The sequence below is a fragment of the Leptothrix cholodnii SP-6 genome (genome assembly GCF_000019785.1).
Lineage (GTDB): Bacteria > Pseudomonadota > Gammaproteobacteria > Burkholderiales > Burkholderiaceae_C > Sphaerotilus > Sphaerotilus cholodnii.
In genome coordinates, this window is the sequence record NC_010524.1 from 2,075,789 (window position 1) to 2,092,726 (window position 16,938).

The window sequence follows — 16,938 nt, forward strand, 5'->3', positions numbered from 1 at the left end:
GGCCCGGCCGGCAAGCGGCGGATTTTAGGTGAGGCGGCTCAGGCGAGTTGAGCCTGCACCTGTTCGGCGATGGCCAGGCAGGCGGTCAGCCCCGGCGATTCGATGCCGAACAGGTTGATCAGCCCGGCCACGCCGTGCACGTCGGGCCCGTCGATGCGGAAATCCGCCGCCGGCTCATCGGGCCCGCTGATCTTGGGGCGGATGCCGGAATAGGCCGGGCTCAGCGCGCCATCGGGCAGTCCCGGCCAGTAGCGGCGGATCGCCTCGGCCATGCCGTCCACGCGCAGTGGATCGACGTGGTAATCGGGCGCCATCGGATCCATGTCGGCCAACCACTGCACGTCGGGGCCGAAGCGCATCTGGCCGGCCAGGTCGAGCGTGACGTGCACGCCCAGGCCGGCCTGTTCCGGGATTGGATAAATCAGGCGGCTGAAGGCCGGCTTGCCGGCGCAGCTGAAGTAGTTGCCCTTGCAGTAGAACGCCTCGGGCACGTGGCGGGTGTCGAGGCCGTCGATGCGCCGCGCCAGGTCCGGCGCAACCAGCCCGGCGGCGTTGATCAGGCGCCGCGCCCGGATCTGGATTGGCTGGTCGCCGCCCACCGCCAGCACGAAACCTTCGGGATCTCGGCGGGCTTGCAGCAGCGGTGAACACAGGGCCAGGTCGGCGCCGGCCGCCTGCGCGTCGCCGAGCAAGGCCAGCATCAGGCCGTGGCTGTCGATGATGCCGGTCGAGGGCGACAGCAGCGCGGCCTCGCAGGCCAGCGCGGGCTCGAGCGCGCGGGCCTGGTCGCCGTCGAGCCATTGCAGGTCGTGCACGCCGTTGGCCTGCGCCTGGGCCTGCAGCTTGTGCAGCGCCGCGACCTGCGCCGCTCGTGTCGCCACGATCAGCTTGCCGCAGCGCCGGTGCGCCACGCCGTGGTGCGCGCAGAAGTCGTACAGCAGCGCCTTGCCGCGCACGCACAGCGCGGCCTTGAGCGAGCCGGGCGGGTAGTAGATGCCGGCGTGGATGACCTCGCTGTTGCGCGCACTGGTCACGCTGCCGAAGGCGGGCTCGGCTTCGAGCACCACCACCTCGTGGCCGGCCAGGGCCAGCCCACGCGCCACCGCCAGGCCGATGACGCCTGCGCCGACCACCACCGTATCGATCTGATCCATCGCTGATGCGGCCCGAAGGCCCCTGCCGTGTCCGGGGGCGAGCTTAGCCGAGGCCGATTGCCGCAGTCCCGGGTGCAATAATTCCGCCCCTATGACGATTTCCATCAAGACCGCTGCCGACATCGAGGGCATGCGCGTGGCAGGCCGCCTGGCTTCCGAGGTGCTCGACATGCTGACGCCGCATGTGCGCGCCGGCATCACCACCAACGAGCTCGACCGCCTGGCGCACGACTACACCGTGCACGAGCAGAAGGCGATTCCCGCGCCGCTGAACTACGCGCCGCCGGGCTACAAGCCCTACCCCAAGTCGGTCTGCACGTCGATCAACCATCAGGTCTGCCACGGCATCCCGAACGATCGGGCGCTCAAGAACGGCGACATCGTCAACATCGACGTCACCGTGATCAAGGACGGCTGGCACGGCGACACCAGCCGCATGTTCATCGTCGGCGAGGCCTCGATCGCCGCCAAGCGGCTGTGCCAGCTCACCTACGAGTCGATGTGGAAGGGCATCATGAAGGTCAGGCCCGGCGCACGCCTGGGCGACATCGGCCACGCGATCCAGACCTTCGTCGAGAACCAGGGCCTGTCGGTGGTGCGCGAGTTCTGCGGCCACGGCATCGGCCGCAAGTTCCACGAGGACCCGCAGATCCTGCACTACGGCCGCCCCGGCACGCTCGACACCCTGGTGCCGGGCATGGTGTTCACGATCGAGCCGATGGTCAACGCCGGCCGGCGCGAGATCAAGGAATCCGGCGACGGCTGGACCATCGTCACCAAGGACCGCTCGCTGTCGGCGCAGTGGGAACACACGCTCGTCGTCACCGAAACCGGCTACGAAGTGCTGACCCTGTCGGCCGGCAGCCCGCCGATTCCCGATTTCGTGAACGCCTGATCGTCAGAGCCCGCGCGAGTCGCCCGCCGCACTCGCCGTCCAGCCCCTCTTGCCCGATGCGCCGCGAGTCTGGCGGCGCCGACCCGGATCGCAGCCATGCCCGACCTGCACGCCTCCACCCTTGACGACGTGCCTGTCCAGGCCGATGACAAGACCCGCCCGATCCTGACGATTGCCGAGTTGCGCAGGCTGATGCGCGAAGGCCGGCAGTCGCTGATCGAGCAGTTCCGCACCAGCAGTGCCAGCCTGCCGGCGGCCAACCGGCTGATCCGGCAACTGGCCCGACATGTCGACGACGTGCTGTGCCAGCTGTGGGAGCAGTCGGGCCTGCCCAAGGGCGCGGCGCTGGTGGCGGTGGGTGGTTACGGTCGCGCCGAGCTGTTTCCGCATTCGGACGTCGACGTCCTGCTGCTGATGCCGCACGACCTGCCCGAAAACGGCGCCGGCGACCGCGACGGCCAGGCCCAGCGCGAGCGCGTCGAAGCCTTCATCACCGCCTGCTGGGACATCGGCCTGGAGATCGGCTCGAGCGTGCGCACGGTCGACGAGTGTGTCGGCGAGGCGCTGGCCGACGTCACCACCCAGACCGCGATGCTCGAGAGCCGCTGGCTGTGCGGCTCCAAGCGGCTGTTCGAGCAGTTTCGCCGGCGCACCTGCGAGGTGCTCGACCCGGCCGATTTCCTGGTCGCCAAGACGCTGGAGATGCGCCAGCGCCACACCAAGTACGAGGACACGCCCTACGCGCTCGAACCCAACTGCAAGGAAAGCCCCGGCGGCCTGCGCGACCTTCAGGTTGTGCGCTGGGTGGCCGGTGCGGCGGGGCTGGGCAGCAGCTGGTCCGAGATGGCGAGCAAGGGCCTGATCACGCGTTTCGAGGTGCGCCAGCTGCAGCGCAACGAGGGGCTGCTGAAGGTCATCCGCGCCCGCCTGCACACGGTGGCGCAGCGCCGCGAGGACCGGCTGGTGTTCGACCTGCAGACCGCGGTGGCCGAGAGCTTCGGCTACACCTCGACCGCCGAGCGGCGTGCCAGCGAGGCACTGATGCGCCGCTACTACTGGGCCGCCAAGGCGGTGATGCAGCTCAACCAGATCCTGATGCTCAACATCGAGGAGCGCGTCAACGGCCTGCAGGACGCCGCGATGCGGCCGATCAACGCGCGCTTCTACGACCGCGGCGGCATGCTCGAGGTGGCCAGCGACGACCTCTACGAGAAAGACCCGCACGCCATCCTCGAGACCTTCCGGACCTACCAGCAGACGGTGGGCATCAAGGGGCTGTCGGTGCGCACGCTGCGCGCGCTCTACAACTCGCGCGAGCTGATGGACGGCGCCTTCCGCGCCGACCCCGAGAACCGGCGCCTGTTCATGGCGATCCTGCAAGAGCCGCGCGGCCACACGCACGCGTTCCGGCAGATGAACAACACCTCGGTGCTGGGGCGCTACCTGTGGGTGTTCCGGCGCATCGTCGGCCAGATGCAGCACGACCTGTTCCACGTCTACACGGTCGACCAGCACATCCTGATGGTGCTGCGCAACGTGCGGCGCTTCTTCATCCCCGAGCACACCCACGAGTACCCGTTCTGCTCGCAGCTGGCCGCGCACTGGGACCAGCCCTGGCTGCTGTACGTGGCGGCGCTGTTCCATGACGTGGCCAAGGGCCGCGGTGGCGACCACTCCGACCTGGGCGCGGTCGAGGTGCGGCGCTTCTGCCGCGATCACGGTGTCGAACGCGAAGACGCGCGCCTGATCGAGTTCATGGTCAAGGAACACCTGACGATGTCGCGGGTGGCGCAGAAGGAGGATCTGTCCGATCCCGAGGTGATCCAGGCCTTCGCCAAGCTGGTCAAGGATCCGCGCCGCCTGACCGGGCTGTATCTGCTGACGGTGGCCGACATCCGCGGCACCAGCCCGAAGGTCTGGAACGCCTGGAAGGGCAAGCTGCTCGAGGACCTGTACCGCTCGACCCTGCGCGCGCTGGGTGGCGCCCAGCCCAATACCGATGCCGAGATCGAGCTGCGCAAGCAGGAGGCGCGGCAGATGCTGGCCCTGCATTCGACGCTGCCGGGCAGCCAGGACGCGCTCTGGCAGACGCTCGACCTGAACTACTTCGCCCGCCACGACAGCGGCGAGATCGCCTGGCACGCCCGCTCGCTCAAGCGCCTGGCCGACACCGACCGCCCCGTGGTCAGCGCGCGCCTGTCGCCGGTCGGCGAAGGCCTGCAGGTGATGGTCTACGCGCCCGACCGGCCCGACCTGTTCGCGCGCATCTGCGGCTATTTCGACAGCGGCCAGTTCAGCATCGTCGACGCCCGTGTGCACACCACCCGTGCCGGCTATGCGCTCGACACCTTCCAGGTCATCACGCCGCAGTTCGAGAACGCCTACCGCGACCTGATCTCGATGGTCGAGACCCAGCTCGGGCTGGCCCTGAACGACGACGGCCCGTTGCCCGAGCCGAGCACCGGCCGGCTGTCACGTCGCGTCAAGTCGTTCCCGATCGCGCCGCGGGTGCAGTTGCGGCCCGACGAGCGGGCGCAGCGCTGGCTGCTGTCGGTGTCGGCCAGCGACCGCTCGGGCCTGCTGTACCGCATCGCCCGGGTGCTGGCGCAGCACCACATCAACCTGCAGCTGGCCAAGATCAGCACGCTGGGCGAGCGGGTCGAGGACACCTTCCTGGTCGACGGTTCCGCCTTGCAGCACAACCGCAGCCAGATCGAGTTCGAGACTCAGCTGCTCGACGCGCTGGCCTGATCGGCGCCGGCGGTCTCGACGGCCGGCGGCAGGTCGGTCGATTCGGGCTCGGCTGCAAGCTCCGGTGCCGGCGCGGGCACCGGCAGCTGCCAGCCGTCGATGCGCTCGAACACCGCGATCGACTCGACGTGCGCGGTGTGCGGGAACATGTTGACCGCACCCGCCGCCGTGCAGCGGTAGCCGGCCTGGTGCACCAGCAGGCCGGCGTCGCGTGCCAGGGTCGACGGATTGCAGCTGACGTAGACGATGCGCTGCGGCGGCGTGTAGCCGTCGATCGGCTGCTGGCGCACCTCGGCCAGGGCCTTCGAGAGCGCGAACGCACCCTCGCGCGGCGGGTCGATCAGCCAGCGGTCGGCCGAGCCGTAGGCAGCCAGATCGGCGGGTGACAGCTCGAACAGGTTGCGCGCCGCGAACGTGGCATTGTGCGCCAGCCCGTTGAGCTGGGCGTTCTCGCGCGAGCGCTGCACCAGCGTCTCGCTGCCCTCGATGCCCAGCACCTCGCGCGCCTGGGTGGCCAGCGGCAGCGTGAAGTTGCCCAGGCCGCAGAACCAGTCGATCACCCGCTCGTTGCCCTGCACCTTCAGCAGGCCCAGCGCCTTGCCGACCAGCACGCGGTTGATGTGGTGGTTGACCTGCGTGAAGTCGGTCGGCTTGAACGGCATCGTGACGCCGTATTCGGGCAGCGAATAGGCCAGCTTCGGACCGACGCCCTCGTCGAGCAGGTGCACCGTCTCCGGTCCCTTGGGCTGCAGCCACCATTGCACCGGATGGATGGCGGCAAAGTCGCGCAGGCGCTGGGCGTCGGCGGCGCTGAGCGGCTCGAGGTTGCGCAGCACCAGCGCATTCACCAGAACATTTTCCAGGCCCTGGCTCGACTCGCCCACCGCCAGCTCGATCTGCGGCAGGCGCTCGCGGGCCTCCATGCTGTCGATCAGGTCGCGCAGCGGCAGCAGCATCGCGCTGATGTGCGGCGGCAGCACGGCGCAGCTGCGCATGTCGGCCACGTAGCGCGACTTGCGCTCGTGGAAACCGACCAGCACGACGCCCTTCTTGGCCACGTAGCGCACCGACAGGCGGGCGCGGTAGCGGTAGCCCCAGGTCGGCCCTTCGACCGGGCGCAGGACCCGTTCGGTGCGGACCTTGCCGAGATGCCAGAGGTTGTCCTCGAGCGTGCGCTGCTTGACCGCCACCTGCGCGCTGGCGTGGAAATGCTGCATCTTGCAGCCGCCGCAGGCACCGGCGTGCAGGCCGAAGTGCGGGCAGCCGGGGCGCACGCGCTGGGCGCTCTCGCGCCCGATCGTCACCAGCGCGGCCTGCTCCCAGTTGTTCTTGCGGCGTTGCGCGTGCACCTGCACCCGCTCGCCCGGCAAGGCGCCTTCGATGAAGACCACCTTGCCCTCGCTGTTGCGGGCCACGCCCTGTGCATCGAGGTCGAGCGACTCGACCTGCAACCATTCATCCGAGGGTGTCATCGAAATGCCTTGAGTGGCCTGCGCAGTGCACAGGCGCTGCGGCAAGCCGTGAGTGTCAACGGGCGGGCAACAAGCGGGCCGGATCGATCGGCTTGCCGCGGCGACGGATCTCGAAGTGCAACTGCACCCGTTCGGCGTCGGTCGAGCCCATCTCGGCGATCTTCTGGCCGCGCCGCACGGGCTGGTCCTCGCGCACCAGCAGGGCCTGGTTGTGCGCGTAGGCGGTGAGGTAGGTCTCGTTGTGCTTGATGATCACCAGGTTGCCGTAACCACGCAGGCCGGAGCCGGCGTAGACGACCCGGCCGTCGGCCGCGGCCATCACCGGATCACCGGGCCGGCCGCCGATCGCCAGGCCCTTGTTGCGGCTTTCGTCGAAGCCGCTCACCACGTTGCCTTGCGCCGGCCAGGACCAGCTCATGTCCTCGTCGTTGCTCGTCGCGGCAGCGGGAGCCGGTGCGGGAGACGGCGTGACGGCCGGCGCCGGCGGCGGGATGATCATCGGCGCGCTGCCCGCACCGGTCGATGGCGAGGCAGATGCCGACGCCGACGGCAACGGGCGGCTCTCGAGCGGGCGCGACTCGGCGCGCGCCACCACGATCGGCCGGGCGGCCGTCTGCGTCGGGTCCTGCCCTGGCGGCACCACCCGCAGCACCTGGCCGACCTCGATCCGGTCGGCGTTGTCGAGCTCGTTCCAGCGTTGCAGGTCGCGCCAGTTCTGGCCGGTCTCGAGGCCGACACGGATCAGCGTGTCGCCGGAGCGCACGGTGTAGTAGCCCGGCTTGCCGGCGTTCTCGAGGTTCAGTTGCGGCTTGACGGGGCTGGCCACCGGCGCCGATGCGGCCGCCGGCGCTGCCACCGCAGCGGGCCGGCTGGTGCCGAAGCCGCGGTCTTCCACGGGTGCGCGCGGCGGCTTGAAGTTGCCGGCACAGCCGGCGAGCCAGAGCGTGGCCAGACCCAGCAGGAAATAGCGCGTTGCGCGGGCAACGGATCGAAGAGAAGTCATGGAGTGAAGGTGCCGGTGGGCCGAGGGCGTCGGGTGGCCATGCATCCCGCTCTGTTTCACCTCAAGCCGGCTTGTAATCGCTGGTGCCGGATTCTAAAGGGACGAAACGGACGGTTTCATGTCGATGCTGCACCAGCGAGCCGTCGGGCATGCGATCCACCACGACGAGCACCTGGGTGCCGCGCTGCGCGTCGTGCATGGGCGCCACCAGGCGGCCGCAGACGGCCAGCTGGTCGAGCCAGGCCTGCGGGATGGCATGTCCGCCGGCGGCCGCGATGATGGCGTCGAAGGGCGCGTTGGGGCCGTGGCCATGCAGGCCGTCGCCGTAGATCAGCCGCAGCTGATCGCGTCGCATCGGCGCGAGGTTTTCGCGCGCCCGGTCGTGCAGCGCCTTGAGGCGCTCGATCGAGTAGACCTGCGATGCCAGCCGGCACAGCACCGCGGCCTGGTAGCCGCAGCCGGTGCCGATCTCGAGCACGCGCCCGAGCTGCGCGCCGCCGGGGCGTTGGCGCAGCAGGCCGAGCATGCGCGCCACCACCGAGGGTTTCGAGATCGTCTGGCCGTGGCCGATCGGCAGGCTGGTGTCCTCGTAGGCCTGCGCCGCCAGTGCCGAGTCGACGAACAGGTGGCGCGGCACGCGGCTCATCGCGCGCAGGACGTGTTCGTCGCGGCAGCCGTCGGCGCGCAGTCGCTCGATCATGCGGGCCCGGAAGCCGTCCGAATCGAGGCCGTGTCCGGCCAGGATGGCCGGTCGGGCCGTCTCGCGGGTGATTTCGGATGCCGGCCGCTGCGGTCGTGGCGGGACCGGTTGCAACACGGCCTGCCCCGTCGAGACAAATCGGCGCACCACCGGCGTCGTCGCCGACAGCGGCAGCGGGAAGCGTCCGCGCCGCGGCGGCTGCGACTCGCTCATGCCCGGCTGCCGTGGTCCTGCCAGCGCTGCGACCAGGTGCCCAGCCGGCCGTGGTCGGTCAGGTCGACCTGCAGCGGGGTGATCGACACATGGCCGTTGGCGACCGCATGGAAGTCGGTGCCTTCGCCGGCTTCGCGGGCGTCGCCGGCCGCGCCGATCCAGTAGATCGGCTCGCCGCGCGGGCTGGTCTGGCAGATCACCGGCTCGCTGGCGTGGCGCTTGCCCAGGCGGGTGATCTGCAGCGGCAGCTCGGCCGCGTCGGGCCGGCTCGGGATGTTGACGTTGAGCAGCCAGTGCTCGCGGTGCCAGCCCGACGCCAGCACATGCGCCAGCACGCCGCGCGCGGCCCGGGTGGCGGCGTCGAGGTGGCTCCAGCCCTTGTCGACCAGCGAGAAGGCGATCGCCGGCACGCCGAACAGGTAGCCCTCCATCGCCGCGGCGACGGTGCCCGAATAGATGGTGTCGTCGCCCATGTTGGCGCCGTTGTTGATGCCCGAGACGACCAGATCGGGGCGCTGCGCGAGCAGCCCGGTGAGTGCGACGTGCACGCAGTCCGACGGCGTGCCGTTGACGTAGCGGAACCCGTTGGCCGCCGTGTGCACCGACAGCGGCCGTGTCAGCGTCAGCGCGTTGGAGGTGCCGCTGGCGTTCTGCTCGGGCGCGACCACCTCCACGTCACCGAACTCCTTGCACACGGCAACCAGGGCAGCCAGGCCCGGTGCGAGATAACCGTCGTCGTTTGCAACCAGGATACGCATCGTCACATTGTAGGCAGAGCCCCGTCGATGCCGAGCGCCCGCAGCGGCCCGCGCCGACGGGCCGCTCCACAGCGGTGGGTGCGACCTGTTGTTCGAAGCGTGAATTGCCGGTTGCTTCAGTTCAGCCTGTGTTCAGGTGCCAGGATCGGCGCCGCACCCTTTGCATCGGGGGCCGGTGTTCGCATCGGCGTGGACAGTCGCACGATAATCGGCGCCATGGATGCGGCTCTGGGCCGCTCCGACAGACTCTCCGCCCCCCATGTCCCTGCGCACGCTCATCGTCGAAGACAACGCCGTTGCACGCCAGTTCCTGGCGCGGGTGGTGCGCGAGAGCTTCAGCGACGACATCGTCTTCAGCGAAGCCGGTGATCTGGATGCCGCGCGCCGCATCCTCGCCATCCAGGCCAGCGAACGGGCCCAGGTTCCCGACGATGCCTTCCGCCTGATCCTGTGCGACATCGAACAGCCCGACGGCAGCGGCCTCGAACTGCTGGCGCAGCTGAGCGACTACCCGGCCATCAAGATCGCCACCACGCTGCACTCGGACGACGACCACCTGTTCCCGGCGCTGCAATGCGGCGCCAACGGATATCTGCTCAAGGAAGACCGCTTCGAGGTGCTGGTCGAGGAGTTGCAGCGCATCGTGCGCGGTCAGCCGCCGCTGTCGCCGGCGATGGCGCGGCGCCTGCTCGGCTTCTTTCGGGGCAGCGACATCAGCACCACGCGCAGCGGTCTCGACAGCCGCTTCCCGCGTTCGGAAGGGTTTGCCGCTTCGGGCATGGGGTCGTCGATGCTGTCCGGCCTGCCCGGCGACATCATCAGCGAGCGCGAATCCGAAGTCCTGATGCTGCTCAGCAAGGGCTTCATGATCAAGGAGATCGCGCGCACGATGGGCATCAAGTGGTTCGCCGTCAACGACCACATCCGCTCGGTCTACCGCAAGCTCGCGCTCAGCAGCTCGCCCGAAGCGGCGCTGCTGCACAGCCGCGAGGTCTTCAGCCAGTAGCCGATTGCAGCCCCGAGAAACAGGCGGGGCGCGCGGCAGGACGCCGATGCGTTTTTCGCATTCCGGCGGCTGGCGGGCCCGGCGATCGAGCACCCGCATTCCGGCGTCCGCGCGCCGATGATCAGAGCGGCCGTGGCCCGCTGCGATTGCTGTGCCTGAGCGCGTTCAAGACGGACCTGGCCGAGCCTGCCTGCCGCGCGAGCGCGAGACCTGACGGCCGCTGGGATTCATTTCACCAGCAGCACCGGCACTTTCGACAGGTGCACCACCTTCTGCGCCACCGAGCCCTGGATCAGGCTGCCCATCGCGCCGCGGCCGTGCGTGCCCATGACGATCTGGGCGGCGCCGATCTCGTCGGCCACGCGCACGATCTCGAGCGCCGGATAACCGGTGGTGCGTTGCGACTCACCGAGCTTGAGCCCGGCCCGGGCCGCCTGCTCCTGGGCCTCGGCGAGCACCTTGTCCTGCGCCTGCTTCTGTGCGGACTCGATCTCCTCGAGGCTGAGCACCGGCAGTTCGCCGTAGTACACCGGGCCTTCGCGCACGTTCAGCAAGGTGGCCTCGACCTGCACCGACTCCCGAGCCAGTCGGGCGACGGCCTCGATCGCGTGCTGCGCATGGGTCGAACCATCGACTGCAATCAGCATCTTCAGCATGGGGCGCTCCTGGTTCCGATCGGTCCTGCAAGGATAGGCCGCATGCACGCCCGACGGTTGAGGCTGCGCAAGGCGGCGCGGCTGGCAGTCCGATCGACGATCCCCGGCCTTGTGCGTCGATGGCACCGCCACTGCACCGTCATGGAGCCCCCACTATGATGCGGCGACATCGCCGTGGCGGGTCGCGTGCGACCGGCACCGACGGCACCACCTCACCCAGGCTTCCGATGTCCGACCTCACCCCTCACCGAATTCTCGACTCGTTGCGCGCGCTGCCGGCCGACCGACTGCGCGGCGTGCGCCGTGGCATCGAGAAAGAGTCGCTGCGCGCGCAGCCCGACGGCTCGCTGGCCCGCACGCCCCACCCGGCCGCGCTCGGCTCGGCGCTCACGCATCCGCGCATCACCACCGACTTCAGCGAATCGCAGCTCGAGCTGATCACCGGCGTGCACGGCAGCGCCCAGGCCTGCCTCGACGAGCTCACGCAGATCCACCAGTTCGTCTACCGGTCGATCGGCGACGAGCGGCTGTGGGTGGCGAGCATGCCGTGCTGCCTGCCGGCCGACGAGCAGATTCCGATCGCGCGCTACGGCAGCTCGAACATCGGCCGCGCCAAGAGCGTGTACCGCACCGGCCTGTCGCACCGCTACGGGCGGCGCATGCAGACCATCTCGGGCATCCACTACAACTGGTCGATGCCGGGTGTCAGCACCGACGGGTACTTCGCGCTGATCCGCAATTTCCGCCGCCATGCCTTCCTGCTGATCTACCTGTTCGGCGCCTCGCCGGCGGTGTGCTCGAGCTTCGTCGCCGGCCACCCGCACGGGCTGCAGCCGCTGGCCGACAACACCCTCGGGCTGCCGCATGCCACCTCGCTGCGCATGGGGCGGCTGGGTTACCAGAGCGATGCGCAGGCCGCGCTGGCGGTCAGCTACAACAGCCTCGACAGCTATGCCGCCTCGCTGCACGACGCCCTGATCCGGCCCCACCCGGCCTACGAGGACATCGGTGTGCGCGACGCCGACGGCGAGTACCGGCAGCTGTCGACCTCGCTGCTGCAGATCGAGAACGAGTTCTACGGCACGATCCGCCCGAAACGGGTCATCCGGCCCGGCGAGCGCCCGCTGCATGCGCTGCGCGAACGGGGTGTCGAGTACATCGAGGTGCGCTGCATGGACCTTGACCCGTTCGTGCCGGTCGGCATCGCCGAATCGACCGCGCGTTTCCTGGACGTGTTCCTGCTGCATTGCCTGCTGGCCGACAGCCCGCAGGACTCGCCGCAGGAGACGGCGGCGCTGGCGTGCAACCAGGAGCGCGTGGCCGCGCGCGGGCGCGAACCCGGCCTGCGGCTGCAGCGCGGCCGGACCGAGGTGAGCCTGGTCGAATGGGGCGCGCAGCTGCTGCGCGAATGCGCGCCGATTGCCGCCGCACTGGATGCGCTGCACGGCGGCAACGGCCACCGCGACGCCCTGCTGGCGGCGCAGGCCGGGCTGGAGAATCCGGCCCAGCTGCCGTCGGCGCGGGTGCTCGCGGCGATGGCCGCGTCTTTCGGCGGCGCACATGTGCCGTTCGTGCGCGCACGCTGCGAAGCGGCCCGGCAGGATCTGCTCGCCCGGCCCTGGTCGACAGCGCAGGCGGCACATTTCCAGGCGCTCACGCAGCAGTCGCTGCAGGACCGGCAGGCCATCGAAGCCGCCGACCGGACGCCCTTCGAGGACTTCCGCCAGCAATACCTGGCGCCCGAGCAACTGCAGCCGACGCGCACCGCGTCGGCGCACGGTGCCTGAGCCGGGCTACACCTTGAGCTTGTAGCCGGTCTTGAAGATCCAGGCCACGACCGCCAGTGCAGCGACCAGAAAGGCCATCGTCATGGCCAGGCTCAAGCCCACGCCCACGTCGGCCAGGCCGTAGAAGCTCCAGCGGAAGCCGCTCACCAGGTAGACCACCGGATTGAACAGCGCCACCGTCTGCCAGAACGGCGGCAGCATGTCGATCGAGTAGAAGCTGCCACCCAGAAAGGTCAGCGGCGTGATCACCAGCAGCGGCACGACCTGCAGCTTCTCGAAGCTGTCGGCCCAGATGCCGATGATGAAGCCGATCAGGCTGAAGGTCACCGCGGTCAGCACCAGGAACAGCAGCATCCAGACCGGATGGGCCACCTCGAACGGCACGAACAGGCGGGCCGTCGCCAGGATGATCAGCCCCAGCAGGATCGACTTGCTGGCCGCTGCGCCGACATAGCTGATGACGATCTCGAGGTAGGAGATCGGCGCCGACAGCAGCTCGTAGATCGTGCCGCTGAACTTGGGGAAATAGATGCCGAACGAGGCGTTCGAGACGCTCTGCGTCAGCAGCGACAGCATGATCAGGCCCGGCACGATGAAGGCGCCGTAGCTGATGCCGCCGACCTCGGGGATGCGCGAGCCGATCGCCGCGCCGAAGACCACGAAGTACAGCGAGGTCGAGATCACCGGCGAGATCACGCTCTGCATCAGCGTGCGCCAGGTGCGTGCCATCTCGAAACGGTAGATGGCGCGGATCGCGTGGATGTTGATGCTCATTGGCCGCCCCGCACCAGGTTGACGAAGATGTCCTCGAGCGAACTCTGCGTGGTGTGCAGGTCCTTGAAGGCGATGCCGGCGTCGCCGAGGTCTTTCAGCAAGGTGGCGATGCCGCTGCGATCGACCTGGGCGTCGTAGGTGTAGGTCAGCTCGCTGCCGTCGTCCGACAGTTCGAGCCGATAGGCATCGAGCGCGGGTGGCAGCATCTTCAGATGCTGCTGCAACTGCAGTGTCAGCTGCTTGCGGCCGAGCTTGCGCATCAGCTCGGCCTTGTCCTCGACCAGGATGATCTCGCCCTTGCGGATGATGCCGATGCGGTCGGCCATCTCCTCGGCCTCGTCGATGTAGTGGGTGGTCAAGATGATGGTCACGCCGGTGTCGCGCAAGGCGCGCACGAGCTGCCACATGTCGCGCCGCAGGTTGACGTCGACACCCGCGGTGGGCTCGTCGAGGAACAGGATCTGCGGCTCGTGCGACAGTGCCTTGGCGATCAGCAGGCGCCGCTTCATGCCGCCCGACAGGGTGATGATCTTGCTGTCCTTCTTCTCCCACAGCGAGAGCGCCTTGAGCACCTTCTCGATGTGCGCCGGATCGGGCGGTCTGCCGAACAGGCCGCGGCTGAACGAGACGCTGCCCCAGACCGACTCGAACGCATCGGTCGTCAGCTCCTGCGGCACCAGGCCGATGAGCGCGCGTGCGGCCCGGTAGTCGCGCACGATGTCGTGGCCATCGACGCGCACGCTGCCCTGGCTCGGGTTGACGATGCCGCAGACGATGCTGATCAACGTCGTCTTGCCCGCCCCGTTGGGGCCGAGCAGGGCGAAGATCTCGCCGCGCCGGATCGACAGATTGATGTTCTTGAGGGCGTCGTGCCCCGATGCGTAGGTCTTGTAGAGGCCTGATACCGTGAGGACGTCGTGCATGGGCGTGACGATAACCGCCAGCGGTCGATGCTCGGACGCCCGCTCAGGCCAAATCGACCCAATCGCATCGACGCGGCAAAGCTGGAGAAAAAAGAAAAAGGCCTCCAGGCTATTTGCTTGGAGGCCTTTATTTTGTCTGGGTGGGGTGGCTGATGGGACTCGAACCCACGACAACCAGAATCACAATCTGGGACTCTACCAACTGAGCTACAGCCACCGCAGAGCTAGATATTATAGAAGCAAAAAATGCTCTTGTGCAAGCCTCTATTTCAAATTCAAGGAGTGGCGGTTCCGACCGCGGCCTTGCCCTTGTCGGTGACCTCGGCCTTGTATCGCTTGCTCAGGGCGCGGTAGTAGGCGTCGGATTCCGCTTGCGACCACAGTTGTGCGTATTGGGCCTTGACGCGCTCCGGATCCCCGGTCGCGGCCGGGTCGGCGGCCAGCACCTTCGCCAGCTTGATCACGGCATAACCCTGTCCACCCAGTTCGACGCCGATCCAGCCCGGCAGCTTGTCGGCGGGTGCGCGCAGAACGGCGTCCACCACTTCGCGTGGCTGACCTTGGGCCTGCGTCCGCGATAGCACCAGGGCCGCGCCGAGCTTGGCGCTTTCGGGCTTGGATTGCCACTCGGCCAGCTTGGTCTTGCCGTCGTCCGCAGCGGCCTTGGCCGCCTTCTCGCTGATCACCGCGTTGCGCAGCCGTTCGCCGACTTCGGCCAGCGGTTGCTTGCGCGCAGGCGCATGTTCGAGCACGCGAGCCGCGACGAGCTGGTTGGCGGCCGCCTCGACCGGCTCGATGTTGCGCTTGCCGCTCAGCGATTCGGGCTGGAAGATCGCTTCCAGCACCTTGGGCGACGCAAGCACATTGCCCGGTTGCGCAGGCGCGACGCGGCCGAGCTTGTCGGCCTTGTGCAGTTCGAGCTTGAGCGCATCGGCCACCGGCTTGAGCGTGTCTTCCTGTTCGACCAGGTTGGTGAACTGCTCGGCCAGTTCGGCGTAACGCTTCTGAGCGAGCTGTTTCCTGACTTCGGCCTCGAGTTCGCCGCGCACGTTGGCAAAGGCGCGTTTTTCACCACCGCGGGTGTCGGTCACCTCGATGACGTGAAGGCCGAATTCGGTTTCGACGATGCCGCCGAGCTCACCCTTCTTGAGCCCGAAGACGGCGTCCTCGAACGGCTTGACCATCGCGCCACGAGCGATCCAGTCGAGGTCGCCGCCTTGTGCGGCAGAGCCGGGGTCGTCGGATTGTCTGCGGGCCAGATCGGCAAAGGCGGCGCGGTTCTTCTGCACCTCGGCCAGCAGCGCCGCGGCCTTTTCCCTGGCTTTTGCCTTGGCGTCGTCGGAGGCATCCGCGTCGAGCTTGACGAGGATGTGGCGGGCACGCCGTTCCTGCGGCTGTTCGTAGCGCGCCGCATTTTCGTCGTAGTACTTGCGCAGATCGTCTTCGTTGACGTTGATGCCTGCCGTCACGGCCGGCAGGTCGAGCACCACATACTCGACCGATACCGTTTCCGGCGACTGGAATTGCGCGGCATTCCTGGGGTCGTCGTAATAGGCCTGCTGCTCGGCATCCGAAGCCGAAACCTTCGACAGATAGTCCTTGGCCGGGAACAGCGCGACCTGCACCTCGCGCTGCTGGAAGAACGAGTCCATCGCACGCGCGGTCACCGCGGGCGATGCCAGCGCGGAGCCGGCCAGGCCGAGAGAAACCTGGCGCAGGGCGAACTCCTGGCGCAACTGCTGGGCGAACTGTTCGGAGGTCATGCCGCGCGCTTCGAGCAGATCCTTGCGCACCGAGCCGTCGGCGTTGCGCAGGCTCGCAAACTGCGGATCCGTGGCGAACAGGCGCTGCAGACGCTGGTCGGTCGGTGCCAGCAGCAGCTTCTGGGCGGCCACGAGCATCACCCGCTCACGCACCAGGTCGTCGAGCACCTTCTGCTTGATCGCCGGGCTGTCGAGCAGCTTGGCATCGACGCCGGGCATCTGCGCACGCACGCGCTCGACCTGCTGGCGATGTGCGGCGTCCCATTCGGTCTGCGTGATGGCGCGGCCGTCGATGTTGGCGACCGCTTCGTTGCTTGCGCTGAACTGGTCGTAACCCTGAATCCCGACGACAAGGAACGACGGAACGATCACCAAGGCCAGGCCGAATTGCAGCAGGCGGTTGTGGCGACGGACAAAATCAAACATCAAAACGTCCTTGAGAATCGGGTTCACGAACCCGCGTACAGAGCCGGAAAACACGTGCCAGACACGACAAAGGCGAACCAATGTTCGCCTTGTTTGCGTCGCGCCTGATCCAAATACGACGGCACCGGAGTCGACACAGGGAATGGTGGGTGCTGAGGGGCTCGAACCCCCGACCTACGCCTTGTAAGGGCGCCGCTCTACCAACTGAGCTAAGCACCCCTGTGTCCTGGCCATGCCCTGCCGGGCACGGTGAAATCAGTTGAGCGAATCCTTCAAGGCCTTGCCAGGGCGGAACTTCGGCACTTTCGACGACTTGATCTTGATCACCGCGCCGGTACGCGGATTGCGTCCGCTGCGTGCCGCGCGCTTGGTCACGGCGAACGTGCCGAAACCGACCAGCGAAACCGAGTCGCCCTTCTTCAACGTGCTCTTCACGCCGCCGATCAACGCTTCCAGGGCGCGGGCCGCAGCAGCCTTGGAAATGTCAGCTTTCTCAGCGATGTGTTCAATCAATTCAGACTTGTTCACAGTGGGGCCCCTCTCGATGATCTTCAACAACTGCATGCCCTTGCGGGAGCCCGCGACTGCGATCGGCCATGGATGCATTCCGCAAGTTCACCGCCCTTCGAACGCCAGGCTCCGGGGGGCGGCCTTTTC

General features: G+C 68.1%; 14 protein-coding genes and 2 tRNA genes. 4 read left to right on the forward strand and 12 right to left on the reverse strand.

The window, feature by feature from the left end; genetic code table 11:
- Window positions 1–38: 38 nt before the first annotated feature.
- Entirely contained in the window at window positions 39–1,154 is a 1,116-nt protein-coding gene (locus LCHO_RS09595; RefSeq protein WP_012346944.1) for an NAD(P)/FAD-dependent oxidoreductase, read from the reverse strand.
- Between the two features lie 91 nt (window positions 1,155–1,245).
- Here LCHO_RS09595 and map point away from each other — a divergent pair, with 91 nt between their 5' ends.
- The gene (map, locus tag LCHO_RS09600) at window positions 1,246–2,049 is read left to right on the forward strand and encodes a type I methionyl aminopeptidase (RefSeq protein ID WP_012346945.1); all 804 of its coding nucleotides are present in this window, start codon (window positions 1,246–1,248) and stop codon (window positions 2,047–2,049) included.
- A 192-nt stretch (window positions 2,050–2,241) separates the two neighbouring features.
- Window positions 2,242–4,800: a [protein-PII] uridylyltransferase gene (locus LCHO_RS09605; protein WP_262925507.1), complete on the forward strand. Its 2,559-nt coding sequence runs from the start codon at window positions 2,242–2,244 to the stop codon at window positions 4,798–4,800.
- Here the strand turns inward: LCHO_RS09605 and rlmD are convergent.
- The 4 genes from rlmD to surE all read right to left on the reverse strand — a co-directional run bounded on the left by rlmD (window position 4,776) and on the right by surE (window position 8,946).
- Window positions 4,776–6,272, reverse strand: a complete 1,497-nt coding sequence (rlmD, locus tag LCHO_RS09610; protein ID WP_012346947.1) for a 23S rRNA (uracil(1939)-C(5))-methyltransferase RlmD — start codon at window positions 6,270–6,272, stop codon at window positions 4,776–4,778. The two genes, LCHO_RS09605 and rlmD, sit on opposite strands and share 25 nt — an antisense overlap.
- Before the next feature lie 55 nt (window positions 6,273–6,327).
- On the reverse strand, window positions 6,328–7,275 hold the full coding sequence (locus LCHO_RS09615) for a peptidoglycan DD-metalloendopeptidase family protein (protein ID WP_012346948.1): 948 nt from the start codon (window positions 7,273–7,275) through the stop codon (window positions 6,328–6,330).
- 61 nt (window positions 7,276–7,336) lie between these two features.
- A complete protein-coding gene (locus tag LCHO_RS09620) occupies window positions 7,337–8,188 on the reverse strand; it encodes a protein-L-isoaspartate(D-aspartate) O-methyltransferase (protein WP_012346949.1) in 852 nt (283 codons plus the stop codon).
- The gene (gene surE, locus LCHO_RS09625; protein ID WP_012346950.1) at window positions 8,185–8,946 is read right to left on the reverse strand and encodes a 5'/3'-nucleotidase SurE; all 762 of its coding nucleotides are present in this window, start codon (window positions 8,944–8,946) and stop codon (window positions 8,185–8,187) included. Before surE ends, LCHO_RS09620 begins: the two co-directional genes overlap by 4 nt.
- A 259-nt stretch (window positions 8,947–9,205) precedes the next feature.
- Here surE and LCHO_RS09630 point away from each other — a divergent pair, with 259 nt between their 5' ends.
- Complete coding sequence (locus LCHO_RS09630; RefSeq protein WP_012346951.1) at window positions 9,206–9,952, forward strand: response regulator; 747 nt, start codon at window positions 9,206–9,208, stop codon at window positions 9,950–9,952.
- A gap of 227 nt (window positions 9,953–10,179) precedes the next feature.
- Here the strand turns inward: LCHO_RS09630 and LCHO_RS09635 are convergent, their stop codons facing one another.
- Window positions 10,180–10,608, reverse strand: coding sequence for a universal stress protein (locus LCHO_RS09635; RefSeq protein ID WP_012346952.1), 429 nt, complete (start codon window positions 10,606–10,608; stop codon window positions 10,180–10,182).
- 227 nt (window positions 10,609–10,835) lie between these two features.
- Here LCHO_RS09635 and gshA point away from each other — a divergent pair, with 227 nt between their 5' ends.
- Entirely contained in the window at window positions 10,836–12,395 is a 1,560-nt protein-coding gene (gene gshA / locus LCHO_RS09640) for a glutamate--cysteine ligase (protein ID WP_012346953.1), read from the forward strand.
- Window positions 12,396–12,401: 6 nt separating this feature from the next.
- On the opposite strand, the gene LCHO_RS09645 is transcribed toward gshA, so the two are convergent.
- The 6 genes from LCHO_RS09645 to LCHO_RS09670 form a co-directional block, all read right to left on the reverse strand.
- Window positions 12,402–13,163 (reverse strand): ABC transporter permease, encoded by a 762-nt coding sequence (locus tag LCHO_RS09645; protein ID WP_043705091.1) that lies wholly within the window; start codon window positions 13,161–13,163, stop codon window positions 12,402–12,404.
- 2 nt (window positions 13,164–13,165) lie between these two features.
- Window positions 13,166–14,092 carry an ABC transporter ATP-binding protein gene (locus tag LCHO_RS09650; RefSeq protein WP_012346955.1) on the reverse strand — a complete coding sequence of 309 codons (927 nt, stop codon included), beginning with the start codon at window positions 14,090–14,092 and terminating at the stop codon, window positions 13,166–13,168.
- A 141-nt stretch (window positions 14,093–14,233) separates the two neighbouring features.
- Window positions 14,234–14,309 (reverse strand) — tRNA-His (locus LCHO_RS09655).
- Window positions 14,310–14,367: 58 nt separating this feature from the next.
- The gene (locus LCHO_RS09660; protein ID WP_012346956.1) at window positions 14,368–16,281 is read right to left on the reverse strand and encodes a SurA N-terminal domain-containing protein; all 1,914 of its coding nucleotides are present in this window, start codon (window positions 16,279–16,281) and stop codon (window positions 14,368–14,370) included.
- Between the two features lie 143 nt (window positions 16,282–16,424).
- A tRNA-Val gene (locus LCHO_RS09665) sits at window positions 16,425–16,500 on the reverse strand.
- Between the two features lie 36 nt (window positions 16,501–16,536).
- Window positions 16,537–16,845, reverse strand: a complete 309-nt coding sequence (locus LCHO_RS09670) for an HU family DNA-binding protein (protein ID WP_476703319.1) — start codon at window positions 16,843–16,845, stop codon at window positions 16,537–16,539.
- Window positions 16,846–16,938: the final 93 nt, after the last annotated feature.